Source organism: Dactylococcopsis salina PCC 8305 (assembly GCF_000317615.1).
In the GTDB taxonomy this organism is placed as follows: Bacteria; Cyanobacteriota; Cyanobacteriia; order Cyanobacteriales; family Rubidibacteraceae; genus Halothece; species Halothece salina.
Genome location: NC_019780.1, coordinates 1,538,987 through 1,564,348 on the forward strand (window position 1 = coordinate 1,538,987; position 25,362 = coordinate 1,564,348).

Annotated in this window: 19 protein-coding genes and 1 pseudogene; 9 read left to right on the forward strand and 11 right to left on the reverse strand. The window is 43.1% G+C overall.

Translation table 11 applies throughout. The features are described 5' to 3' along the window. Positions 1-212 precede the first annotated feature (212 nt). Positions 213-1,859, forward strand: coding sequence for an iron uptake porin (locus DACSA_RS07675; protein WP_156800709.1), 1,647 nt, complete (start codon positions 213-215; stop codon positions 1,857-1,859). Between the two features lie 827 nt (positions 1,860-2,686). Here the strand turns inward: DACSA_RS07675 and DACSA_RS18995 are convergent. Both DACSA_RS18995 and DACSA_RS07685 read right to left on the reverse strand, forming a co-directional pair. After that, positions 2,687-4,153, reverse strand: a pseudogene (locus tag DACSA_RS18995) (IS5 family transposase). 258 nt (positions 4,154-4,411) lie between these two features. Beyond that, positions 4,412-5,173 carry an SDR family oxidoreductase gene (locus DACSA_RS07685; protein ID WP_015229215.1) on the reverse strand — a complete coding sequence of 254 codons (762 nt, stop codon included), beginning with the start codon at positions 5,171-5,173 and terminating at the stop codon, positions 4,412-4,414. Positions 5,174-5,313: 140 nt separating this feature from the next. Here DACSA_RS07685 and DACSA_RS07690 point away from each other — a divergent pair, with 140 nt between their 5' ends. The 3 genes from DACSA_RS07690 (at position 5,314) to DACSA_RS07700 (ending at position 11,547) form a co-directional block, all read left to right on the forward strand. After that, positions 5,314-6,741, forward strand: coding sequence for a sodium/proline symporter (locus DACSA_RS07690; RefSeq protein ID WP_015229216.1), 1,428 nt, complete (start codon positions 5,314-5,316; stop codon positions 6,739-6,741). A 152-nt stretch (positions 6,742-6,893) separates the two neighbouring features. Next, positions 6,894-10,502 carry a methionine synthase gene (metH, locus tag DACSA_RS07695; protein WP_015229217.1) on the forward strand — a complete coding sequence of 1,203 codons (3,609 nt, stop codon included), beginning with the start codon at positions 6,894-6,896 and terminating at the stop codon, positions 10,500-10,502. A gap of 802 nt (positions 10,503-11,304) precedes the next feature. Then, positions 11,305-11,547 (forward strand): hypothetical protein, encoded by a 243-nt coding sequence (locus DACSA_RS07700; RefSeq protein WP_015229218.1) that lies wholly within the window; start codon positions 11,305-11,307, stop codon positions 11,545-11,547. Positions 11,548-12,026: 479 nt separating this feature from the next. On the opposite strand, the gene ltrA (DACSA_RS07710) is transcribed toward DACSA_RS07700, so the two are convergent. From ltrA (DACSA_RS07710) to DACSA_RS07720, 4 genes are all read right to left on the reverse strand, one after another. Continuing rightward, positions 12,027-13,811 carry a group II intron reverse transcriptase/maturase gene (gene ltrA, locus DACSA_RS07710; protein ID WP_015229219.1) on the reverse strand — a complete coding sequence of 595 codons (1,785 nt, stop codon included), beginning with the start codon at positions 13,809-13,811 and terminating at the stop codon, positions 12,027-12,029. Between the two features lie 569 nt (positions 13,812-14,380). Beyond that, a complete protein-coding gene (gene ltrA / locus DACSA_RS07715; protein ID WP_015228746.1) occupies positions 14,381-16,282 on the reverse strand; it encodes a group II intron reverse transcriptase/maturase in 1,902 nt (633 codons plus the stop codon). A gap of 858 nt (positions 16,283-17,140) precedes the next feature. After that, on the reverse strand, positions 17,141-17,353 hold the full coding sequence (locus tag DACSA_RS22850) for a zinc ribbon domain-containing protein (RefSeq protein ID WP_198007657.1): 213 nt from the start codon (positions 17,351-17,353) through the stop codon (positions 17,141-17,143). 13 nt (positions 17,354-17,366) lie between these two features. Then, on the reverse strand, positions 17,367-18,275 hold the full coding sequence (locus tag DACSA_RS07720) for an RNA-guided endonuclease InsQ/TnpB family protein (RefSeq protein WP_051017295.1): 909 nt from the start codon (positions 18,273-18,275) through the stop codon (positions 17,367-17,369). 47 nt (positions 18,276-18,322) lie between these two features. Here DACSA_RS07720 and tnpA point away from each other — a divergent pair, with 47 nt between their 5' ends. Beyond that, positions 18,323-18,739: an IS200/IS605 family transposase gene (gene tnpA, locus DACSA_RS07725; RefSeq protein WP_015229220.1), complete on the forward strand. Its 417-nt coding sequence runs from the start codon at positions 18,323-18,325 to the stop codon at positions 18,737-18,739. Between the two features lie 122 nt (positions 18,740-18,861). Further along, entirely contained in the window at positions 18,862-19,059 is a 198-nt protein-coding gene (locus DACSA_RS07730) for a hypothetical protein (protein WP_041235383.1), read from the forward strand. A gap of 216 nt (positions 19,060-19,275) precedes the next feature. On the opposite strand, the gene DACSA_RS07735 is transcribed toward DACSA_RS07730, so the two are convergent. Further along, on the reverse strand, positions 19,276-19,467 hold the full coding sequence (locus DACSA_RS07735) for a DUF6887 family protein (RefSeq protein WP_015229221.1): 192 nt from the start codon (positions 19,465-19,467) through the stop codon (positions 19,276-19,278). Continuing rightward, complete coding sequence (locus DACSA_RS07740) at positions 19,464-19,643, reverse strand: DUF6888 family protein (RefSeq protein ID WP_015229222.1); 180 nt, start codon at positions 19,641-19,643, stop codon at positions 19,464-19,466. The genes DACSA_RS07735 and DACSA_RS07740 overlap by 4 nt, the downstream gene beginning before the upstream one ends. 264 nt (positions 19,644-19,907) lie before the next feature. Between DACSA_RS07740 and DACSA_RS07745 the strand changes: the two genes are divergently transcribed. Further along, complete coding sequence (locus DACSA_RS07745; RefSeq protein WP_015229223.1) at positions 19,908-20,474, forward strand: DnaJ domain-containing protein; 567 nt, start codon at positions 19,908-19,910, stop codon at positions 20,472-20,474. Positions 20,475-20,557: 83 nt separating this feature from the next. On the opposite strand, the gene DACSA_RS07750 is transcribed toward DACSA_RS07745, so the two are convergent. Next, complete coding sequence (locus DACSA_RS07750; protein WP_015229224.1) at positions 20,558-21,043, reverse strand: CRR6 family NdhI maturation factor; 486 nt, start codon at positions 21,041-21,043, stop codon at positions 20,558-20,560. Between the two features lie 47 nt (positions 21,044-21,090). On the opposite strand from DACSA_RS07750, the gene DACSA_RS07755 reads away from it, so the two are divergent. Next, positions 21,091-21,966: a tetratricopeptide repeat protein gene (locus tag DACSA_RS07755; protein WP_015229225.1), complete on the forward strand. Its 876-nt coding sequence runs from the start codon at positions 21,091-21,093 to the stop codon at positions 21,964-21,966. A 91-nt stretch (positions 21,967-22,057) separates the two neighbouring features. Further along, a complete protein-coding gene (locus DACSA_RS07760; protein ID WP_015229226.1) occupies positions 22,058-24,553 on the forward strand; it encodes a DNA gyrase/topoisomerase IV subunit A in 2,496 nt (831 codons plus the stop codon). Here the strand turns inward: DACSA_RS07760 and psb28 are convergent. Beyond that, positions 24,547-24,924, reverse strand: a complete 378-nt coding sequence (gene psb28 / locus DACSA_RS07765; RefSeq protein ID WP_015229227.1) for a photosystem II reaction center protein Psb28 — start codon at positions 24,922-24,924, stop codon at positions 24,547-24,549. The genes DACSA_RS07760 and psb28 overlap by 7 nt on opposite strands. Before the next feature lie 311 nt (positions 24,925-25,235). Next, positions 25,236-25,349: a cytochrome b6-f complex subunit PetM gene (gene petM, locus DACSA_RS07770; protein ID WP_015229228.1), complete on the reverse strand. Its 114-nt coding sequence runs from the start codon at positions 25,347-25,349 to the stop codon at positions 25,236-25,238. Positions 25,350-25,362 lie beyond the last annotated feature (13 nt).

Here is a 25,362-nt window from a genome sequence, read left to right on the forward strand (position 1 = left end):
AGGTTGGGTGAAGGTAACGTAACCCAACACCGCCAAGTAGCCAAGTCAGGTGGGCAAGGCAAACCCTACAATGAGAACTAGATTAAAATCAGATTAAATTTTCATTAAAAATGTAACTTCACTCACAATGTGATCAATTAGACCAATATAGAATGAACTAAGGCAAAATCGAACGATTATCTGTCTTTTTAATTGTGAGAGGAGTTGAAATTGTGAATATATCTTGGAGAAAACTTTTAATGGTCGCTCCCTCTGTGTTGGGAGTGTTTGCAATGGCACAAACCACCTTAGCGGATGAAACCGAATCCCAGAGCGAAATTTTAGATCAAGTAGAAACCTACCACAACGGTGGAGCAAGTTTAGATCAAGTGAATAGCGTCTTCCAGCTACGAGACGTTTCCCCAGGAGACTGGGCTTTTGAAGCACTGCGAAATTTAGTCGAACGTTACGGTTGTATTGCAGGTTATCCCGATGGAACATTTCGCGGAAATCGAGCGCTGACTCGTTACGAATTTGCTGCGGGTTTAAATGCTTGTTTACAACAAATTGAGCGTCTAATTGCTGCGAATACAGGGGGTAGTGGTGATGTTAATCAAGGGGACTTAGCAACCCTCCAACGCTTGACTCAAGAATTTGAAGCAGAACTTGCCACACTGGGAACAAGAGTTGATAACTTAGAAGGTCGTGTTGGCTTCTTAGAAGATAATCAGTTTTCCACCACCACTAAACTTAACGGAAGTGTTGTGTTTGACTTAGCCGTCGCAGGCGGTGATCAAAAAGCAGTTGGTGGACAAGCTATCTTTTCGCCACCTGGGGTTAATTTCGATAATGATAACGATGATGTCGAGGAAGGGATACACTTCACTAACCGAGTGCGTATCAACCTAGACAGCAGTTTCACAGGACGAGATCGTTTACGAACACGGTTAGAAACTGCTAATAATATTACTCTCGGAGGTGCAACTGGGGCCAGTGCAACTGCTCGTAACCTTGGCGCTGGTGGCGGTGGTATTCGTCTTGACCAACTCATGTATAGTTTTCCCGTTGGGGATAATATAATTGCTCATGTAGGAGCAACTGGTGTTTTGGTGGATGATATCTTTGACGCTGGTTCTACTGCTTCCTTTGCTTATGGGTCTATTAACCTTTTTACTGCCTATAATAATCTGATTTACGATGTCAGTTCTTCTGACAGTGCAGGTTTTGGCGCAAATATTGTACTCAATGACCTGATACAACTGGATTTAGGTTACTTTACGGGGAGTGGCGCAACTGATCCCGATGAAGGGCTGTTTGGAGGAAATTATTCTGCTGGAGCGCAATTGGGCTTTGATTTTGGCGAAGTTGATCTTTCCTTAGCTTATCTCCGCAGTTATCAAGTGGGAGGAAATCTTTCTGGCTTTGTAGGTAGTCCTGCGGCTGCGACTCCTTTTCCTGATGACAATGGTAATAATCTCGCTAATTCGGCAGATCATTTTGGCGTTCATGCCAACTGGCGTGTTAGTCAGCGTTTTAGTGTCGGAGGATATTTTGGTTTAGTGGATGCTCAAACTGAAGTGGAACCTCAAGCAAGTGCGGAAATAGTCAACTGGTTAGTAAATACCTCTTTCCCCGATTTAGGAAAAGAAGGAAGCGTTCTCATCTTAGCGTTTGGTCAACCGCCTAAACTTACTGATTCTGGTGGCGATGCTGAAGCAACAGACCCAGATACTGGATATTTGTTAAATTTGGAGTATCAATATCCCATTAATAACAATATCAGCATTGTTCCTGGGGGTTATGTTTTATTTAACCCTGACCACAATGATAATAATGATACGATTTATGTCGGTCGTCTGCGGACATTGTTTAGTTTCTAATTCCTTTTAATTGTAGGTTCGGTGTTTAGTATGACAGCCAAAGTTGGGTTTCGTGACTTCCGCCCAACCTACATTTTACAGTGACCAGTGATCAGTGATCAGTAAGCAGTGAATTAATAATCGATCAATCTTTCACTTTTATAGCAATCCCAAATCATTTGTAAAAAATTGATTAATGAAAGCCCCCAGTATTGGGGGTTTGGGGGCAAAACAATTTACGAATTACCTAGTACTGCTATATTAATTAAGTTTGAGAACTACTGGTAACTGGTAACTGCTGAACTGGTCACTGATTGATGTTGGGTTTCGTGACCTTCACCCAACCTACATTTTACAGTGACCAGTGATCAGTGATCAGTAAGCAGTGAATTAATAATCGATCAATCTTTCACTTTTATAGCAATCCCAAATCATTTGTAAAAAATTGATTAATGAAAGCCCCCAGTATTGGGGGTTTGGGGGCAAAACAATTTACGAATTACCTAGTATTGCTATATTAATTAAGTTTGAGAACTACTGGTAACTGGTAACTGCTGAACTGGTCACTGATTGATGTTGGGTTTCGTGACCTTCACCCAACCTACATTTTACAGTGACCAGTGATCAGTGATCAGTAAGCAGTGAATTAATAATCGATCAATCTTTCACTTTTATAGCAATCCCAAATCATTTGTAAAAAATTGATTAATGAAAGCCCCCAGTATTGGGGGTTTGGGGGCAAAACAATTTACGAATTACCTAGTATTGCTATATTAATTAGGGTCTGCTGAAAAAGTACGCGATCGCTACCCCCTAAGCCAGCGCTTGAAAAGAACACTGCCTAAACATTAGATTTGCTTATGTTTAAGCCACTTAGAATAACGAGTAGTAATTAATAAGTCTAGTTTTCCTAAAAAAAGACAAAAAAGAAGATAATACCCCCTTGAAAATAAGGTGTTTAAATTCATTACTAGAAAGGAGATAGCAATTGCTGTTTCTGAAGTATTTGAAAGTTTTGTCATGATTAAATTTAAGCCTTCTCTTCTTTTTCCCTGACCAAATTTCCCTTCGATTTCATTTCTAATTCTTGCATCTAATTGGGCTTGTTTTTTTTCTTCTAAACTAACTGATTTCTTCGGGCGCCCCAAAGGAGGGCCACTGATTCTAATTCCTCTCTCTTTACACCACGCACGGTTTTCTCGACTTCGATAAATTTGATCGACATGAACCGATTCTGGATAATGCCCCGTATAATTTCTAAACGCTTCGACTTGTGCTTTCAAATCTTTTGATTCATTAAAGTTATCCCAACTTAAGTGGTCTAAAAACACAAAACCATCATAATAACTAGCAGAGATTTTTGCCCCGAATTCTGTATTTTGTCTAGCCTTTCCCCTTACTATTGGACGAAGATACGGCTGAGTTAAACTCACAATCCTATCTTCAATACTGTTCTTTTTGTTATCAAACATCCCAAGTTGTTGACGGTAAATTTCTTGAACGACTAATAACAGTTGATAGTCTCTTCTTTTTAAAACAGTAAGCTCGGCTCCTAAGTTTACTAATTCATCAATATGCTTCAAGTTTCTTTTTAAATATTGTAACTGCTTTTTGATAGCTTGAGTGCGCTTTTTTCGGGAAGGTTTTTTTTGCTTAGCAATCGCTAAATAATCCTTTCTTGCTTTTTTTCGATAAGTTCTTGGTTTGGCTTTTAACTTTCCTTTCTGTGTTTTATAAAGTTTATCAATAACTTTTTCTGTGTGCTTTCTCGCTTCATTTAATAATCCTAAATCCGTCGGATACTTAATATCAGAAGGCGTACAAGTAGCATCGAGCATTAATTTTCCTTTATTTTTTACAGATTCACTTTCTTCTTTTTTTTTTTCTTCTTGCGGAATATTTTCCTCTTTCTCTTGTTGAACTTCAACCACTCGGCGATTAATTTCATTAATTAGTTTCGGTGTGATTCTTTTTCTAAAATGAACCAACATTGAAGAATCAAAACTCGGTTCATTTTGATAAGAATTTAAGCCGATAAAGTATTGTAAATAAGGATTTTCTCGAATTTGCTCAACCGTTTCGCGGTCGCTAATACCTAACTTTTCTTTGATAATTAAAGCTCACTTAGCCATTCTAAATTCTTTGGCTGGTGCTCCTTGATCGGGATCAAAATACTTTTCATATTCTTGTTCAAATTCTTCCCAGGGAATCATGTCAGCTAAAATGATCCACCGATTGGTACTTGACAATTGTCCCTGAAAGGGTAGTGAAAAGTCTTCTGGGGGAGTGGGTTCAGATTGTATTTTTCGATACATTTCAGGGAATTACCAATGTTCATGCAAGGGTTTTGCTCGATTTTACCCCATTTTCTTGCAGAAGAGTCGGTTCCCAAGGAGATCAAACCCTTACAGGCGAAGGCGATCGCGCCTTTTTCAGCAAGCCCTAATTAAGTTTGAGAACTACTGGTAACTGGTAACTGCTGAACTGGTCACTGATTGATGTTGGGTTTCGTGACCTTCACCCAACCTACAAGCGGTTGGGTTTCGTGACCTCCACCCAACCTACGAATAGAATTATAAGCCTGATGTGGTTTGGGAAAACAAAGCAGCAAAATCAGTGGTAGCTTTTCCTTGAGACATGGCTTCCGACTCTGACACCACATCAAACGCCTTGTTTCTTGCTTCAGGAATTGACAATGCTTGTATGATTAATGTCGCTACATCTTCTCTCGGAATCGTCGGAGACTCACGGTTAAGTAAAGTGTCATTTTTTCCCACTAATAATTGTCGCTTCCCTCCAGGTTCATTGAGTAAACCACCAGCGCGAATAATGGTGTAGTCAATTCCTGAATCAATAAGATATTGTTCCGCTTTTCTTTTCCAAATTAAAATGTTACCATTCCCTAGTTTATTCAGGGGATGATCTTCATTTGTTCCCCCCATTGAACCCATTAAAACAATGTGGTTAACGCCTGCTTCTTTGGCGAGATCAATTTGATTAATTTGTCCTTGATAATCAATAATTTCTGGTGTTGCGTTTTCAGGATAGGTAAATTCTGGACGTTCTCCCTCTTGGGGAGGCTGTTTCATTTGCGGAACAGCGCTGGTAGTAATAATCAGTGCTTCACAGTCTTTTAGGGCGGGTTTTAAACTGTCTTGATCTCGAATATCTCCTAAATAAAAGCCTTCAGTTGAACCAAAAATTTCTTTGATTTTTTCCTTCGATCGCGCGAAACCAAAGGCTTGAAAGTTATTTTTTTGTTCCCATAATTTTCCGATGACAATTGAGCCAGTTCTTCCCGTGGCTCCAGTGACTAAAATTTTTGCCGTTGACATAGTTATTTTATCCTTAAGCGTGAAGAAAAACTATTTACATCCTCACCATTCTTTATTCCTTGAGTCTCTATTGTAAAGAATGGTTAAAAAACTTAACACTCTGTAAAATAGTAACAACACAAAAAAAAGGAGCATCGCTTATGACACAATCTAGCGCGATCGTGCTGACGTTTTGCCTGTTTTTGTTGCTATTTGTTGCAGTCGGGATTTATTCCTCAAGATATCAGCAACGAACCACCACTGATTACTTGTTAGCGAGTCGTAACGTTAACCCCTGGTTTACCGCCCTTTCTGCGTTGGCAACTGGACAAAGTGCTTTCTTATTTACAGGACAAGTAGGGTATGCTTATACAACAGGCATTTCTGCGATTTGGTTGCTGATTGGTTGGGCGATCGGAGATTATATGGCGTGGTGGTTTGTGTTCAAAAGACTGCGAGAAGTGTCAGAACAAGACAACGCAGAAACGGTTTCCGCGGTTCTCGGTCAAGGCAAATTACGCATCATTGCCTCCTTGTCAGCATTAATTACAGTGATTTTTCTAGGCACTTATGCGGCGGCGCAATTAGTGGCGAGTAGTAAAGCACTCAACGCGGTTTTTGGATGGAATTATCAGTTTGGGATTATTATCGGTGCAGTGATTGTGGTGCTGTATTGCTTTTCTGGGGGGATTCGAGCCTCAATTTGGACGGATGCCGTGCAGTCGATGGTGATGCTCGGTTCGTTACTTATTCTATTTACAATTGCCATTGGGGAGTGTCAAGGATTTAACGGACTCTGGACTCAACTTAGCGCGATCGACCCTGATCTAACTCGTTTTAACCCGACCCGTTTACAATGGGGATTCCTGCCTTTCTTTATCGGCTGGATTGTTGCGGGATTTGGAGCAGTAGGTCAACCTCATATCATGGTGCGGGCAATGGCAATTAACTCTCCTCATAATCTGACCTTAGCACGTAATGTCAAAGTCATCGTTGGTTTAGTCACCTCTTGCACTGCCATCACCATTGGTTTAGCCGCACGAGTGTTAACGCCAGATTTAGTTGCCAACAGCGACCCAGAATTGGCACTTCCCTATTTAGCCTTAGACTTGTTACCTGCCGTTTTGGTGGGGTTAATGTTAGCGGGACTATTTTCAGCGACCGTTTCCACTGCTGACTCCCAAATTTTATCTTGTTCGGCGGCGCTATCCCAAGACCTACTTCCTCAAACCAATCAATCCTATAAACTCGCCAAACTCGCCACCCTCACTGTAACCGCGATCGTGCTGATGATTGCCCTTTCTGGTAGTAATAGCGTTTTTACCCTCGTCACCTTTGCTTGGTCAGCACTTGCTTCGAGTTTAGGACCGGTAGCAATGGTACGAATCTTTGAACGTCCCTTAAACTCGATCGTTGCTGTCACCATGATGGTTACAGGTCTGACAACTGCTTTAATCTGGGATCAAATGGGTCTATCTAGTGCCTTATACGAAGCCTTACCTGGGATGGCAATGGGATTGATCGTTTATGGGATTTGGTGGGGCTTATTCGCCTCAAAAACTAAGGCCGAAGAAACCGACATCTCTTGATTGATCCATTGGAGGATTTTTTTCAGTAATTCTTGATTATTTCCTCCTATTGAGAGAATATGAGATGATAGTCTTTATAATATGTAATAAAAGTAACCAAAATCTAAACAGTAAAAATAGATTACATGGTTAAGCAATCAAACTCTAAAGTTATGACAACAACCCAAACCAAAGTAAAAAGTGCCTTCCTAGAAAGACTCCATTCCCCAGAACGTCCAGTTCTCGTCTTCGACGGCGGTATGGGAACTTCCTTACAAAGGCAAGAATTGACCTTAGAGGACTTTGGCACTGCGGAACTCGAAGGTTGCAACGAATACCTCGTTAAATCCAAACCCGAAGCCATTGAACAAGTCCACCGCGAATTTTTAGAAGCGGGTGCTGATGTCATCGAAACCGATAGTTTCGGTTCCAGTTCTGTGGTTCTAGCGGAATATAACATTCCCGAACAAGCATACGAACTCAGCAAAATGGCATCGGAACTGGCTAAACGGGTCGCTAATGAGTATTCAACACCAGAAAAACCCCGTTTTGTCGCTGGTGCAATGGGACCGACCACCAAACTTCCCACCCTTGCTCATATTGACTTTGACACCATGAAAGAGTCCTATCGGGTTCAAGCTGAGGGGCTTTATGATGGCGGAGCCGACTTATTTATCATCGAAACCTGTCAAGATGTGCTTCAAATTAAATCCGCTTTAAATGCAGTGGAAGAACTGTTTGCCCAGAAAGGCGATCGCATCCCAATTATGGTTTCCATCACAATGGAAGTCATGGGAACAATGCTCGTGGGAACAGAAATTGATGCAGCGTTGACCATTCTCGAACCCTATAACATTGACATCTTAGGACTGAACTGCGCCACCGGTCCCGACAAGATGAAAGAACATATCAAATATCTGTCGGAACACTCTCCATTTACCATTTCTTGTATTCCCAACGCAGGGCTACCAGAAAACGTCGGTGGACAAGCGCACTATAAACTAACCCCGATGGAACTCCGCATGGCGTTAATGCACTTCGTAGAAGACTTAGGCGTGCAGGTCATTGGTGGCTGTTGTGGAACGCGACCCGACCACATTGAGCAACTAGCAGACATTGCCAAAGAACTAAAACCTGCCGAACGTAACCCGAAAAACGAGTGCGCCGCTGCTTCCATTTACAGCACCCAGAATTACATTCAAGATAACTCCTTCCTCATTATTGGAGAGCGTCTCAACGCCAGTGGGTCGAAAAAAACCCGCACGCTTTTAAACGAAGAAGACTGGGACGGCTTAGTATCTATCGCCAAATCACAAGTTAAAGAAGGGGCGCACGTTCTCGATGTCAACGTTGATTATGTGGGACGTGACGGTGAACGGGATATGTACGAAGTGGTTTCACGTTTGGTGAATAACGTCACCTTACCCCTAATGGTGGATTCCACCGAATGGACAAAAATGGAAGTGGGGTTAAAAACCGCAGGTGGAAAATGCCTCATTAACTCCACCAACTACGAAGATGGAGAAGAACGCTTTTTCAAAGTCTTAGAACTTGGCAAAAAATATGGTGCGGGTGTCGTCATCGGAACCATTGACGAAGACGGGATGGCACGAACAGCGCAGAAAAAATTTGAAATTGCTCAACGGGCGTACCGTCAAGCCGTAGAATCTGGCATTCCCCCCTCGGAAATTTTCTTTGACTCCCTTGCTTTACCGATTTCCACAGGAATTGAAGAAGACCGTGTGAATGGTAAAGAAACCATGGAGTCCATTCGTCTCATTCGGGAAAACTTACCAGAATGTCACGTGATGCTAGGGGTTTCTAACCTCTCCTTTGGTTTAAATTCCGCTGCCAGGGTGGCGCTCAATTCTGTGTTTCTCCATGATGCGGTAGAAGCGGGAATGGATGCGGCAATTGTCAGCGCCAGTAAAATTGTTCCCCTTGCCAAAATTGAAAAAGAACATCAGCAGATTTGCCGTGATTTAATTTACGATAATCGTCAGTTTAATGAAGATGGCATCTGTGTTTATGATCCCCTGACCAAGCTAACGGAAGTCTTCGCTGGGAAAAAAGCGGAAGTGGCTGCTTCTAGCATGGAAAATCTTTCCATTGAAGACAAGCTCAAACAGCACATTATTGATGGGGAACGCATTGGCTTAAATGATGTTCTCGATGAAGCGATGAAGACTTATCCGCCGTTGGATATTATTAACAAGTATCTCCTTGATGGGATGAAAGTGGTTGGAGAACGCTTCGGCGCTGGAGAAATGCAACTTCCTTTCGTGCTACAGTCTGCGGAAACCATGAAAGCCGCAGTGGCGCATCTAGAACCGCACATGGAAAAAGATGAGGCGGGAGATAATGCCAAAGGAACGTTCCTCATTGCCACGGTAAAAGGAGATGTTCACGATATCGGTAAGAATTTAGTGGATATTATCCTCTCTAATAATGGCTATCGCGTGATTAACATTGGCATTAAACAGCCAGTGGATAACATTATCGCTGCCTATGAAGAGCATAATGCTGACTGTATCGCCATGAGTGGGTTGTTGGTGAAATCAACCGCCTTTATGAAGGATAATTTGGAAACCTTCAATGAAAAAGGAATTAGTGTTCCTGTGATTCTTGGTGGGGCGGCGTTGACACCGAAATTTGTTTATGGTGATTGTCAGGAGGTTTATAACGGTAAGGTGGTTTACGGGAAAGATGCGTTTTCTGACCTTAACTTTATGGACAAGTTAATGCCCGCGAAAGAGGCTGGACAATGGGATGATTTACAAGGCTTCTTAGGCGAGTTTGCTGAGGAAGAAGACGGAAAAGCCATTAAAGCTAAGGCGAAAGCGGAAAAAGCAGAAAGTAATGGCAAGGCGGAAACCGAAGAAAATGGCAAAGCAGAAGAACCGAAAGTTGTGGATACGACTCGTTCCGAAGCTGTGGAGGTTAATGTAGAACGTCCCACGCCGCCATTCTGGGGTTATAAGTTGCTGACTCCTGATGAGATTCCGATGGATGAGATGCTTTGGTATCTCGATAAACAGGCGCTGTTTGCGGGACAATGGCAGTTCCGCAAGAAGAAAAGTCAATCCCGAGAAGAGTATGATCAGTTTTTACAAGAGACGGTTGAGCCGATTCTCGCGGAGTGGAAGCAACGATCGAAAGCGGAGAATTTACTCCATCCGCAACTGATTTATGGTTATTATCCTTGTTGTTCCGAAGGAAATACCTTGTATCTGTTTGATCCAAAATTAATCGAAGAGAAAGGGACAATTCCAAAGGGGACAGAACCGATCGCAGCGTTTGAGTTCCCCCGTCAACGATCGGGACAACGCTTGTGTATCGCTGACTTCTACGCGCCGAAAGAGTCGGGAATTATTGATGTGTTCCCAATGCAAGCGGTAACAGTGGGAGAAATTGCCACCGAATACGCGAAAGAGTTGTTTGAGGCGGATCAATACACCGATTACCTCTATTTCCACGGTTTTGGGGTGCAAGCCGCTGAGGCTCTAGCAGAGTGGGGACACGCCCGCATCCGTGAGGAGTTAGGATTTGGGGATGAAGACCCCGACAATATTCGGGATGTGTTGGCGCAACGCTATCGCGGTTCTCGTTACAGTTTCGGTTATCCTGCTTGTCCGAACATTAACGATCAATACAAACTTCTCGATCTGTTAGAGACGAAACAAATTAATCTCTACATGGACGAAAGTGAGCAAATCTATCCCGAACAATCGACCACCGCGATCGTGTCTCATCACCCGATCGCCCGTTACTTCAGCGCATAATCCCCGTAGGGTGGGCACTTGCCCACCTTTTTTGTCAAAGAAAGAAAATAGATTGTCCTTTGTGATCAGGAAGTTAAGAGCGCGATCGCTGTTTCAATCGTTTACAATAAAACAGTCAGAAAGCCATCCGTTTGAAACGGATGGATGAATCCAACGACCGCGCTCAGGAACAGGCGAACAAAGACTTTAGTCTTCTGTGTCTGCTATAATGTACGAAACCCAAAGATGGTGAAAAACCCGTCAGGTTCATTAAAAAACCTTGTTAATACTTAAACAACGGAGTCTTGCTCGCGCCCTATGAAAGTAACTTGCAAGTAATCTAGAAGTAGAGATACAGCTAAACTTTTGTTTAGCCGAGGTCTTTAGGGCATATTTGAACGTGCCATCCTCACTTCGCTCCGGCTTCGGGAGACTCCTTTCTAACACTCGATTTGTGATTTTAACTTCGACAAGCGGACACGCTCGCGTGTCGAAGTGCAGTTACCATCCATTGAGTTGTTTCGATTGGAATCCACGCGATTTTAATCCGTGGAGAGTTCAAATCATGGCTTACCTAGTATTTCATGTAATGCTGGTAGGCGAGGCAAACCCTACTTGTCTCTAGACTTGTAAGGAGAAGGCGCGATCGCGTCTTTGAGTCATAACTTTTGTCGGGTGAGCAGCGATCGCTGTTTGCGGTGAAGGGCGCGATCAGCTTTGGAGGCGCAACCATAAAGAAGTTATAATCAGGGAAAGGCTAATTGCATCAGTCGTCAGCATCGCAGCGATCGCGCTTTGAGGAAGTAATAGGAGAAATCGAAAAATGAAAATGACAGAAAAAGAGAGAGAACAAAAGCAAGCTGGCGATCAAACTGAAAGACAAGGAAGAGATTTCAATACTTTTTCTCAACGATTAGTTACTTTTTCTGCTGCTGGCTTAACGATTGGCGGCGTAATTAGCGGAACACTTGGCGGAGGGATTGGACTTGCTATAGGAGCGCTGACTGGATTAGGCTTCTGGTTAAATGAAGATGAATCCTCTAAGCCTCAATATGATCGCCAATAGTTCCAGAAAATCCCCTTGTCAGACTACCTTACTCCACTCATTGAAACAGACATCTTATTTAATCTTGGTGTCTTGGGAATTGTCATGACAATACTTGGCTACACTGTAGCGCGATGCACTTTGAGCAAAGCTCTTTGCTTATTACAATATGAACTACTCGCAATCCGCCTTCGGCTGAGATTGCGGTTTCTGACGCTTCCTTGCGGATTCCCGCATCGTCGCGCGTTCCCTAGCGCCGTAAGACGGCGCGGGGTCGCTCCTCTTTTTCGCCCCTAGTTGCGCCATGCTTCCGCATGACGTAGAGCTAGATGACTCTGCGTCTGACGAGGCACGTCCCGTACCCCGTAACGCTGCCTCAAGCATAACTTGAGCCGCGTTAATAATTAAAGTCAGTGAAGAGGTCGCCCCCTCCACTGCTCTCCAAAACGGTACGTGAGACTTTCACCTCATACCGCTCCTCAGTTAAACGGCTGTTGTCATCAGCACGTCACCAGCATATCGTTTTCCCATCGGTAATCCTCTGGGATAATGGAAACCACTCGATTGTAGCTCCCATCCGTTCTGGTCTTTTCATCGTGGCAGTGTCGATGGAGCAGTTGCCAGTTTTTATATTCATCCTTACCACCTTTAGAGTAGGGGACGATATGGTCAACCTCTAATAAGTCTCCATCTCGGAAAAACAATCCGCAGTGAGCGCATTTCCCTTTCTGCTTCTTGAGCAACGATGCTGTTCGCTTAGGCATCTCAGGGTGTTTGCCCATTCTTGAACTCCAATAGATTAGGTCGCCGTCATAGGGGCTTTTATCTCCCTTAACTTTGACATGGCGGATGATTGCTGTTCGTGAGTGCTTCATTAGCACCATAGGATTAGACCCTTCACGAGGAGTAGCAAACGCCCATTTATCGCCACCTATCCTTCGGAAGTATTTGGATTTTACCCACTTTCTCCCTTTGTTTCGATGACGTTTTATACCCCATTTGAATAGTTTCCAGAAAATCAGATAATCTAGTCTTGAGAAGACCTTTTGACTTACTCCTATAGAGAAGTAATTACACCAACCTCTGATTATGGGATTAAGTTTAGCAATCAGAACAGCTTGAGACTGTCCTTTATACTTATCTATTACCTCACATATCTTCTGATAGTGCCTTTCTTGACTTTCCTTACTAGGGGTGGTGAGCGTTTTGAATCCCAGAATCTGACCTTTTGAATCCCTTCCTGATGTATATTTACCCACCTTGTATTGGCGGATATTAAAGCCTAAGAAGTTAAATCCTGCTTTTTCTTCTTTATGATTTTCAAGGGTGTGGGCGATTCTAGTTTTACTCGGTTTTAATTCTAAACCCATGTCCGCCAACCATTCTGTGACAACCTCTTTACATCTATGAACAACGGCTAGATCTTTATGTAAGATTACAAAATCATCCGCATATCGGATTATACTAACAGAATCTTTTTTATCCCTTAATGGTAATTGATATCCATTTGGACGTTTCATATCAAAACTGCCAGCAATAGATTTAATCTTATCTTCCATACCGTGTAGTGCGATATTAGCCAATAGTGGAGATACGACCCCACCTTGTGGCGTACCCTCAAACGTTGGTGAAAACTCCTTGCCTTCCATTACCCCTGACTTGAGCCACGCTCGGATTTGCCTCCGAAACGTGGGGAAGGTATTTAATTTATTCAGAAGTCTCTCGTGGTCGATACGGTCGAAACATTTAGATATATCCGCATCAAGCACGTATTTAGGTTTGTACCGAATAGCGTCGAAAATTGCCCGTATGGCATCATGGGCTGAACGTCCTGCTCGAAACCCGTAAGAATTTGGCTCGAAAACCGCCTCCCATTCAGGTTCTAAGGCTAGTTTTACTAACGCTTGTAGCGCACGGTCATACATGGTAGGTATTCCCAAAGGTCTTTCCTCCCCATTAGGCTTCGGAATCTTAACCCTCCGAGTTGGTTTAACCTTTGAACTCAGTTTCAGATTATTTACGAGCTTCATACGTGCTACTGGGGACAAGGATTTAACCCCATCCACTCCCGCCGTCTTTTTGCCCTGATTATCCTGTGTAACTCTACGCACCGCTAAAACCTTAGCCGACCAAGACTTTACTAACAATTTCTGGAGTCTGCGAACTGCTTTGACATCACCACGACGAGACGCTTTGTAGATGCGCTTTTGGAGCTTATAGACGACTCTCTCGACCTCATGCCAATCGATATCGCCCCATTTAATACATCGGTTGTCCGTGTTCATAACTTATGTACTCACTACTTGTACCTCTACAATCCATCTAACCGTGAGTCCGTCAGCGTATCCTTGCCATTACAGCAAGTCGTTTGCTTCTGACTCAATCTTCCTCCCCCGCTACCTACCAAATGGGGTAGATTTTGCGTCTAAGCTGACTACTCAACTCATCGACCAGAATTGAGAGTAAACGAGGGAGTTACTTCGTTCCCTGCGACCTTTGGTTTGTCTCCTTTAGGAGGGATACTCTTCACCGAGTTTGAGGGTGGCACTGACAAATAGATGCGAATCCTCTTGTCACCCCAACTATTGCCCTTTTGGGACTCCCAGAGTAGTCAACCTGATTTCTCTGGTTAGAAGTCACGATGATTCAATCGTATCCTTAGACCTTGTTCCCCATAGAGACTTGCTAACGGGATTGGGACACAGGCTGTCCTTTCTCTTTCCGCTTCTATTCCCGCTTTACGGATTGATGGCTAGTCGCTACCGTAGGGGTTAACCTAAGCCAAGAGGTCGCCCTCTTGACTCGGCTTCAGAACGGTACGTGAAACTTTCGCTTCATACCGCTCCTCTCCAAACTACGCTGTGTTAACAGCACTTCCCTGCTTAGTTTCCGATTTACGACCTTTCTTGGTTTTCTTTTGGGTTTTCTTTTGACCCTTATTATCCATTTGTCGTTGTCGGTCTTCGGCAGTTTTTTGATGGTGACAATGACGATGGAGTAACTGTAAGTTCTTGTAGTCATCTCTACCCCCTTCAGCTTTGGGGATGATGTGGTCAACTTCTTCTACATCTCCATCCTTAAAGTAAAGTCCACAACGGGTACATTTGCCTTTCTGGCGCTTCATCAGAGTAGCAACCCGTTTTGGTGTGCCAGGATATTCACCCCGACGTTTACTCCAGTACCGCCAGTCTCCATCGTAAGGAGACCTCGTACCCTCGATTTTTATATGTCTTTCAATTGGTGTCCATGCGTGTTTCCACAGTTCGTGCGTACCCGCAACAGGAGAGTTTGGTACATCGGAAGGAGTTGAAAAGACCCATTTTGCGTTTCTCTTTTCTCCATCTAAATTTTTCTCCTTAGTCAAATGAAAGTATCTTTCTTCACACCATTTGAGGGTTTTATTAGGATGACGGCGTTTTGTCCAGCGACGTAATTTGTTATAGACTGAGTTGTCTATGTGTTGGAACGTTTCTTTCGAGCAGACTGTTTTGTGATAGTTGCACCAACCCATGATGATGGGATTAAGTTTATCAATGATTACCTCTTGGGATTTACCTTTCATTGAATCTAATACTTCAACAATCTTTTCGTAATGTGTTTTGATACTCTTGTCGCTAGGTTTAATTATTGTTTTGAATCCGAGTAAATTGCCATTTGTGTTTTTTCCTGAGTGTCTCTTCCCGACCTTATATTGTCGGACGTTCCACCCTAGAAAGTCGAACCCTGCTTTCGTTTCTTCCGTATCATGCAAGGTATGGCAAATTCTCGTCTTGCTCTCGCTTATTTCTAAGCCTAAGCCATGTAACCACTGTTCAATAAGCGTTTTCGCCTGTTGGATGATGGATTTATCCTTGTGGAGAACAACGAAATCATCTGCATACCTGATAAGAGAGATACTTTTAATATTAGTTTGTTTTTTCCCTTTCCAAGTTTCAGTCCATTGTTTTATGTACTCTTCAAGTCCATGCAGGGCGATGTTTGCCAATAGAGGACTTATCACCCCTCCTTGTGGTGTTCCCTCATTTGTTGGAAACCAATCGCCTCTATCCAATACCCCCGATTTCAACCAAGCTCGAATTTGTCGAGCCATAGTCGGGGTTGTATTCAGTTTTTGTAAGAGAACATTGTGATTTATGCGGTCGAAGCATTTTGAAATGTCAGCATCTAAAACCCATTTGGATTTTTGTTTGATAGCCGAATATATTGCTCCGCACGCATCATGGCAAGAACGTCCTGGTCTGAATCCGTATGAGTTAGGCTCGAATTTTGCTTCCCATTCTGGTTCTAAAGCCAATTTGAGAAGTGCTTGCCTCGCACGGTCTTCCATTACTGGAATACCCAAGCCACGTTTTTCTTTGCGACCTGGTTTTGGAATCCAGACCCGTCTTAAGGATTTCCCCTTCCCTGTAAGGGTCAGGTTTTCAGCAAGGCTCAACCGTTGTTTAGGACTTAGGCTTTTCACCCCATCTATCCCTGCGGTATTTTTACCTTGGTTATCCTGCGAAATGCGCCGTACTGCTAAGAGCTTGGCACACCAAGACCGTAACAATAATCTTTGGAGTTTGTGAACTTTAGCCACGTCACCACTTTGAGAAGCTCGATAAATCCGCTTTTGGAGCTTAAACACCCGTATTTCAACCTCCTTCCAGTCAATCTGACTCCACTCCGTCTCTGCCATGAGATTAAACCCAAAGCCTAACCAGAGCATTAAAAAGGTCTTTGTCCGAGCATCACATTTATACCTGATTTGGTTCATAACTTTACTCTACTTTACTTATTATCTTCGTAATCTAAAGTGGATACGTCTGCTTGTCCTTCCTGTTACAGAAGGCGTTTGCTTCTTATCCAATCCCGCCCTCGCTCAACCCAGCAAATGAGCCAGATATTGCATCCCGACAGACTACTTGAGAAATCGACCTTTCCCAAGAGTATGAACGAGGGTTACTTCGTTCCTAATTTCCATTGATTGAGACCTTAGCCCCCTACTCTCCACCGCACAAATTTGGAGATGTGATATAAGCTATACTAAACTTCTATCCTCTTGTGGTGAGCATATTTCGCTCCCTGCGATCAGCCTTTACGCAGGATTGAAATTACGATGGTTCAAACGTAGGTTCGTTGACTAGACGTAGCCTCTTGCTAGGGATTTACCAGATTAGGCTTCCAGCAGTGACCCCATTTAACCCTGCTTCATCCTCAAGTGGTCAACTCTATAGATGAGGGTTACGCTGTCCTCTCACACCCTGAGAGGGATGGACTTGAATTAACGGGTTATACCCTACCTGTTTCTTAGCCGAAGCTCCACAGATTCTCACCAACATGGAAATCAAGTTGTCAAGGTTTAATACCCCGAAGGGTTCTCACCAAGCTCTGGCTTATACTCCGTAGTTCGAGAGAACTACAGCGTTTTCACCAGAAACGAATCGCACAATATGCTTTCAACCAAGTGCCTTGGCGACAGGACTTGAGTTGTTATGGGAGTTAACCCTTCCAGTGGTCTTTGCTGTTGCTACACTGGTCACTCTCACCTATAAGGTCACAGAGTTGTCAACTGAGAGGGATTAAAGTGCGAACTCTACCTAATCGGTTACCCCTCAGAAGCCAGTCGTCCCCATCACCATAAAGGTGTGTTTAGACTGAACGAATCGCACTCGCGATCTTCGGAATGACCACAATGCTTGCAGACATGGACTCTATCGCTTAAGGTTTTCTTAGTTAATTTCCAACATTTGGCACAGCGTTGAGTTGGTTTAACTGTTCGAGTAGAAACTTCGGCGTAAATACCACCTGCTTCCTCAACCTTGTATTTGATGTTGTCTTTAGTCATTCCAATCGCAACATCAAGCAAAGAACGGTTTAGACCAGCTTTCTGCTTTTTGCCCTTGCATGCAAGCTTTGCGAGTCATTCCTTTGAGCGTTAGTTTCTCTGTAGCAACCATGCTATTATCGCTAACTATTTGTGCTGCTACTTGATGCGACCAATCATGTCTCTTATTAGAAACTTTACGCTTAACCTTGCTAATTTGCTTTTGATGTTTCTTCCATCTGCGAGAGGCTTTTACCTTTCCTTTTTCTGGACGACGTTTCCGTCGGAGGTTCTTAGAAAGTTGATTGACTTTTTCTTGAGCTTTGGCTTGGAATTTGGGAGCTTCGATAAACTCACCGTTAGAAGTCGCAACTGCTACCTTACACCCAAAGTCTAACCCAATTGCTCCTTTACCTGTCTCTCTGGTTGGTTCGCACTGAACTGTAATCGAGGCATACCAATCTTTTCCATCCCAAAAGATAGTACAAGTATTAGGAACACCCCAAGTTCTTGCTTGACCTCGCATTTGGATTTTTAATCCCAAGTCTTTAAGCTCTAAATAACCATTTTTCCCGTCAGAATGAGCCTTCCAGCCTGCTTTATCGGGATAAGTCCAACCCCGATAATTCCTTCTTTTTTTGAATCTAGGGTATTTTCCTAATCCTTTGAAGAAGCGTTGGAATCCAAAATCAACTCTTTTTAGAGTGGCTTGGAGGGTATGACTGCCAAACTGTTTATATTCTGGCAATTCCTCCTTAAACGTTGGAAGACTATTCTGTTGGTCAAAGTAACTAATCGAGTTGCCAAACTTTTGATACTGTGTCTTCCGATGGGAGAGCGCAGCATTGTATAAGTCGCAGTGGGCTTTCCTAGTATAATGAAGTTTTTGCTCTGCGGACTTTTTTGGATAAAGTTTGAAGGTGACTCGACGAGTTGTAACCATGACAAGAACTTAGTTAATATAGTTTTAGTATAACACAGGTATAGGTTGTGTCAATCAAACCAAGAAAGGGTTCTCATAGCGTTTTTAGCGTGCGACTGCACTTTGTTTTTGTTACCCACTATAGAAGAAAGATAATAACAGCACAAATGTTAGAACGACTTCGAGAGATGAGTTGGCAGGTTTGTAAGAAGATGGATTGTGAGTTGATTGAAATGTCTGGAGAATCAGATCACGTACATCTCTTGGTTGATTTCCATCCAAGAAACTCGATATCTGCTGTAGCAGGGTCTCTGAAGTCATCCACTAGCAGAGCAATGAAAAAAGATTTCCCAGAACAAGTAAGGCGATTTTATAAGGAGGGAATATCTTTTTGGTCTAAGTCCTATTATGTTGCATCTTCTGGAGGTGCGCCTATTGAGAAGTTAAAAGACTACATTAAAGCACAAAATGAACCAAAACTTTAGTTATGAAAAATTTTCGGACGTTGAGTCCTCAAATTTTTGCGAAGCACCTTCCCCACGCCGCTTCGCGCTCGCGTGGGGACTGCCGCGCTTGATTTCAAGAATTATTTTTAATTGGTGCTGGTGTGTTTGGAGTTGTATCTGGTTTGAAACTGGCGATTTTACCTTTTCAATCGCAAGTGATTAAATCGACATTAGGCTTTGATCGTTGGGTACTTATTATTGGAGCTTATGCAGTTATAGAAATTTCATTAATACAGATTATTGATGTTCAAAGAAAGTGGCTACTCTCTCAAGAAAGCAAGACTGACAAGAGAGAATGACCCCTCGGCTAGATACACTTGCGCGATCTGATCGCTGTTTATGGTGAAGGGCGCGATCATCTTTTCAATGTTTGACATCATGGCTGATCCCGCATCTCATGGAATGCTGGTGGGCGAGGCAAACCCTACTTTATGCTCCTCACGCGATCGCTGCGCGTGAGAGGCGCGATTGATCGCGACCAAGATTTTCTATCCTTTCGTGCTGAAGAGATGAAATCACTCTTCCATCTCCTTAATTTTCTGTTGAATGATTCGTCCCGTTTCTTCCCAACCTGTAGGAGGATACCAAGTTGGATTAGGATCGCGACTCATTAATTCTCGTAAAGCAGAAGAAAACTTATCATCATCGTTACGATGCTCTGAAAGATATTGTTTTAACTGTGTTTCATTAAGTTCACTTAAATTCATACAAACCTCCATTCCCCATCGGGGGGTATAATCAGCGCGATGTTGTCTTCCTCGCCCGCTTGGATATAAATTGTCTCTTGCTGACTATCATATCGATAAACATTGATGGGTTGATAGCAGTTTGATAACCACTGAGATAAGATTAACGCCTGTAAGCATTGTTGGTAAGTTGGCATGAGTTTGATCTTTAATTTCAAGTCAAGAATCAAGTTTACTGCCAACCGTGAAAATTCGATAATAACATTGCGAATCAGTTCCTCGAAGCGTGATCGCCTCTAGTAGTGAAGGGAAAAGCGCGATGACTACGGCTCGATCTTTGACCTACGGTTTTGGGAAGCGCGATTATTAAAGAATTTATCAGATGATTACCCATGATCTTAAGGGGGTTTGAGGCGCTATATTGATCAATTAAGAATTTAGTTTTTCACAGCAAGTGAACAATGGAACTAGCGGAATGTTACCGATTATTAGAATTAAAGCCCGATGCAGATGTGGACATGATCAAAGCCTCTTATCGACGGTTGGCGAGACGTTATCATCCTGATGTCAATCCTAACAACCGAGAAGAAGCGCACCAGAAGTTTATTCAGGTGACAGAAGCCTATAAGTTGGTTTTAGAACGAGTTTCTAAACAGGAAAAGTCTGCTCCCTCTTCATCGAAAACTGAGGCGAAAACCACAGTTAAACGGAAGTCTCCTCCCGCTTCTAAGTTTGATCAAAAAGTCAAATGGGAGGCGTATGAACAATTACAGGATTTACTACAACAAGGAAAGTTTGTACGAGCGACGACTCTAGTGGAAAGTTTGGCGAAACGGTTTCCTAATGATTCAGAGGTGCGACAATGGCAAGGGATTACTTATCAGCAACGGGGACGACAGTTAATCAAGGAACAACAGTTTGATTTGGCAAGAACTTTCCTGAAAAAGGCTTTAAGTACAGACCCACACAACCGCCGTCTTTGGTATGAGGTCGATCGAGATTTTCAACGTCTTGACCCTCTTTTGTGATTTGAGACGGCGATCGAGCGACATTGCAACTAAGTCTAACTGGAAAAATTTCTCGGATCAATTCTCGGATCAAAAGATTCGCTTCAATCCACATCAGCTAAACTTTCAAAAAACGATTCCTCTACCTCATATCCCAACATCTGACTAAAACTAATAATCCGTCCGTAACCAGAAATCTCTTTTTCCAGTAACCAATCATATAAAACAAAAACCTTTCTCATCACAAATAATTCTAGAGCTTCTGGGTTAAACTGAATCCCCTCAGCGCGACTAAACTGATGGGGAACTAACATCGCTGTATAACGGGCTAATTCGCCATTGCGCCAGTGGAGAAAGAAAATAAACCAAGGATAAACCGTGTCCAAACGCAAAAACCAAAGCCTAATTTCGGGAACTTCTGAAAGCTCGCGGGGATCAGTGGGATTACGGGGATAATCAAACTCAAATTGGAATTGTTGTTCGTATTCCGTGAGGTTTCCCCCACTTAAAATTGGGTCTAATTCCTTTTTTAGGGGTGATAAGTCTAAACGATCGATGCTATCTTGAGTTAACTTGATGGTTATAGTCATCATTCAAAAAAATCAGTGTTGTGAACTATCTTAAAACAAGGAGCGGTATGAGTTTAAAAAAGAATTGGCTACTTTCACTCCTTGCTTGCGCTGGAATGTGGAGTATAACACTTCCCGCTTCCGCACAAGCATTACTCCCACATACTTTAGAACCAAATCCAGAAAATTTAGAACAACAAGGGTTAGCACTAGCACAAGATGCCGCGCAACTGGTACGCTTTCAGCAGTATGATCAGGCGTTAGCACGAGCAAAAGTGGCGACCCAACTTGCTCCTGAAACCTATCAACCCTGGTTTATTTGGGGAAGTCTCGCAGCGAGAAACGAAAACACGGATCAGGCGATCGTGGCGTTGAAAAAGGCGCGAGAATTAGCACCAGAAGAAGCACGAGTGTTATTTACCCTCGGTTCAACTTATTTCCAGAAAGGAGATTATAACCAAGCCGTAGCAACGATCGAAGCAGGTTTAAACCTAGAACCCAATTCCCCAGAAGCACTGTTTGATCTGGGAAACGCTTATCTGAAACTCAACGAATACGATAGCGCGATCGCATCCTATGAAAAAGCCTATACCCTCGAAGAAGGATTTTGGCCCGCCATTAATAATATTGGCTTGATTCAATACGAACAAGGAGACATCTCCCAAGCCATCAAAAATTGGCGCACCGCCGCCGAAATTGCACAAAATCCCACAGAACCCAGACTCGCCATTGCGGTAGCCCTTTATCAACAGGGAAACCAAGAAAAAGCGCTCTCTCTCGGAAAAAAAGCTCTGACTTCTGACAGTCGATATGCTAACCTCGATTTCTTAGAGGAAAACCTCTGGGGAAAAACCTTACTCTCGGATACAGCAGCGTTTTTCGCGTCACCGGTGATGGAAGGGACAATCAGTCGTTTACAAGTTAACCCCACTGAGGATAATTAGCTTAGAAAAATTTGTTAGGGGTGACTTGTTCTCTGGTAATACTGATTGAGGGAAAACCAATATAAATGGCAAACAGCAACAGGTAGTAAGAATGGCAAAACAGTTAAATCTTATGGGTGATGCTCAAATTATCCCCACCTCACTCCATACCGAGATGGAGCAATCTTATCTAGAATATGCGATGAGTGTGATTGTGGGACGGGCGCTTCCTGATGTTCGAGATGGCTTAAAGCCAGTTCATCGGCGGATTTTGTATGCTATGCACGAGTTGGGGTTAACCCCCGATCGACCTTTTCGCAAATGCGCTCGTGTGGTGGGAGATGTTTTGGGGAAATATCATCCCCATGGCGATCAAGCGGTGTATGATGCACTGGTGCGGATGGTGCAGGAGTTTTCGACTCGTTATCCTTTACTCGCGGGGCATGGTAATTTTGGCTCTTTAGATAATGATCCCCCGGCGGCGATGCGTTACACGGAAACCCGTCTCGCTTCGATCGCCCAAGAATCCCTCTTAAATAACATTGGTGAAGCAACTGTTGATTTTGTCGGCAACTTTGATAATTCTCAACAAGAGCCAGTGGTATTACCCGCACAATTGCCATTACTGCTGCTGAATGGTTGCTCTGGGATTGCGGTGGGAATGGCGACAAATATTCCCCCTCATAATTTAGGGGAAGTGGTGAATGGCTTAATTAAACTCATTGATCAGCCGAATTTATCCGATGAGAAGTTATGGGAGTTAATTCCCGCGCCTGATTTTCCCACTGGTGGCGAAATTATTGATTTAGAAGGGGTACGGGATGCTTATCGCACCGGACGGGGAACGATTCGAGTGCGTGGGGTGGTGAAGGTGGAGCATCTCCATTCTGAGACGAAATCGAGAGGGAAAGGAAAAGGGAAACGAAAGCGCGATCGAGATGCGTTAGTCGTAACCGAATTTCCCTACCAAGTGAATAAAGCGGCTTGGATTGAAAAAGTTGCTGAATTAGTCAATGGCGGACGCATAGAAGGAATTGCCGATATTCGTGATGAAAGCGATCGCGCTGGGGTGCGAGTGGTGATTGAATTAAAGCGCGATGTCTCTCCGAATACGGTATTAGAACAGCTTTATCACCAAACCGCATTACAATCGAATTTTGGGACGATTTTACTAGCATTAGTGGATAATGCGCCTCGTCAGCTATCCTTACGACAATTATTAGACAATTTCCTGCAATTTCGAGAAGAGACTCTCACCCGACAATATACCCATCAGCTAGAAGGGGCGAGAAAACGGTTACATCTCGCGGAAGGATTACTCGCAGCCCTCAAAAATTTAGATACAGTGATCGATATTCTGAGAAATGCTCCCGATGGTAGCACCGCCAAAGCGCAGTTACAGGTACAGTTGGGAATGACCGATGAGCAGGGAGACTCGATCTTAGCAATGCCAATGCGCCGTTTAACGGGGTTAGAGCGACAAAAGTTAGAGAAGGAAGTGACGGAGTTACAAACGGAAATTGGTCAGTTAGAGACGTTGTTGGGCGATCGCAATGAGTTACTGAAGGCGTTAAAAAAAGAGCTTCGATCGCTGAAAAGACGGTTTGGGAATGAAAGACGCACTCGCATTGTCACCACAGAAAAGAAAACTAAATCAAATCCTGTTGCTAAAGAGAAAGCCACATCTCCCCAAAAAACATCACAAGCAACTCCTCCCGATTCCGCGCTGATTGAGATTACTCAACAGGGAAAAGTCTATTGGTGTGAAGAAGCAACTACGGAAAAAGAGAGTAAAACTAAGGATTTTGTCGTATTTCGGAGCAAAATTCCACAAGAGCAACCGTTAATCACGATTACTGATTTTGGGAAAGCGTACAGCTTAAAAACAGATGGTATTACTCCTGTTTCTGCTAAACAAAAAACATCCCTCAATAAAGTGTTACAAGGGATGAATCCGCAAACGGAAGAAACGCTTTTACACCATCTTCCTTTACCGCAACAAGATGTTATCCTGTTGACACAGCAAGGACGGATTAAACGCTTGTCAGCGTCGGAAGTCGCATCGATCGGGAATCGGGGATTAAGTTTAATTCGCTTAAAAGAGGGCGATCGGCTCGCCGATTTCTGTTTAACCGCAACTGGGGAAAACTTGCTTTTAGCCACCTCTAGCGGTAGGATTCTACGGTTTATCGTCAATGATCAACAACTTCCTGTAACGAGTCGCACCGCACAAGGGAATTTAGCAACAAGGTTATGGCAATCAGAAACGCCAGTGGGTTGTGTTTCTCTCCAAGCTGATGAGGCAGTTTTAGTAATCTCACAACAAGGCTATGCGAAACGTCTTTCTGTAAATACGATTCGACGGGGAAGTCGGGGTGATATTGGAACGCAATGTCTGCAATTTATTAATCGTTTCGATCGAGTTGTAGGAATGATAGAAGCTCGATCGGACAATGACAAGGTGAAAGTATTGACAAATCAAAAACGAGTGCTGACTTTAAACCTGAAAGATATTCCCTTCGCGGGGAAAGATGGAGTGGGCGATCGCGTGATTACTCTAAAATCAGAAGAAGCGATCGCCGAGATCATATCGATCATTAATTATTGATTATTTTGATCCTGATATCCCATCCCATTGGCTTCAGCATAACGTTCCATAAAACGCATGAATCTGTCCCAATGGTCATCTTGTTCAATCACAAAAGAACATTCGACTCGTTGTAAATCATCTCCTTCGGGGCCACCATAAATAAAGCGTAAAGAGTCAGGTTCAACGGATATTTTTCCTTCTGAATCAGTTAAATTTAACGCCTTAGAAAATCGTTGACGAAAACTATTAAACCGTTCTAAGGCTTCTAGTTTTTCAAAAATCATCAGCACATTATGACAACCAGTAGATTTTTCTTTACGAAGCCGAACATCGCTCACTTCTTCGGGAAGCCCCTCGAAAAACTCGATCGTTGGTAAGGTTTCAGTCATTATTAATTGGAATTTTATTTAGCACGACACGCCTATCACTTATATCAGGTTCGCTCAATCAATGATAAAAAGTAGGTTGGGTGTAGCGAAGCGAAACCCAACACCAATTATAAACAATTACCCGAACCTGATATTAGCCCCCCTAGTAGGTTGGGGGGATAAACTGTAACCTGAATATTTAGAAATCGTATAGCAATCCTAAATGAATCGTAAATTGTTTTTGCCCCCCAATCCTCACCTTCGCTCCGGCCCAAGTTTGGGGGGCTTCCATGAGTAAACTTTTTACAAATGAAATAGGACTGCTATATTAACTATTCAGCATTATTGCCTTGAATTTTTAGGAGTAAAAACCCCCAAGCTAAACCGACAAGAATTAAAGTGGATGATAAAACAGCAGCATTAAAAATGATTGTGTTGGCAGTCATAAATCTCCGTTAT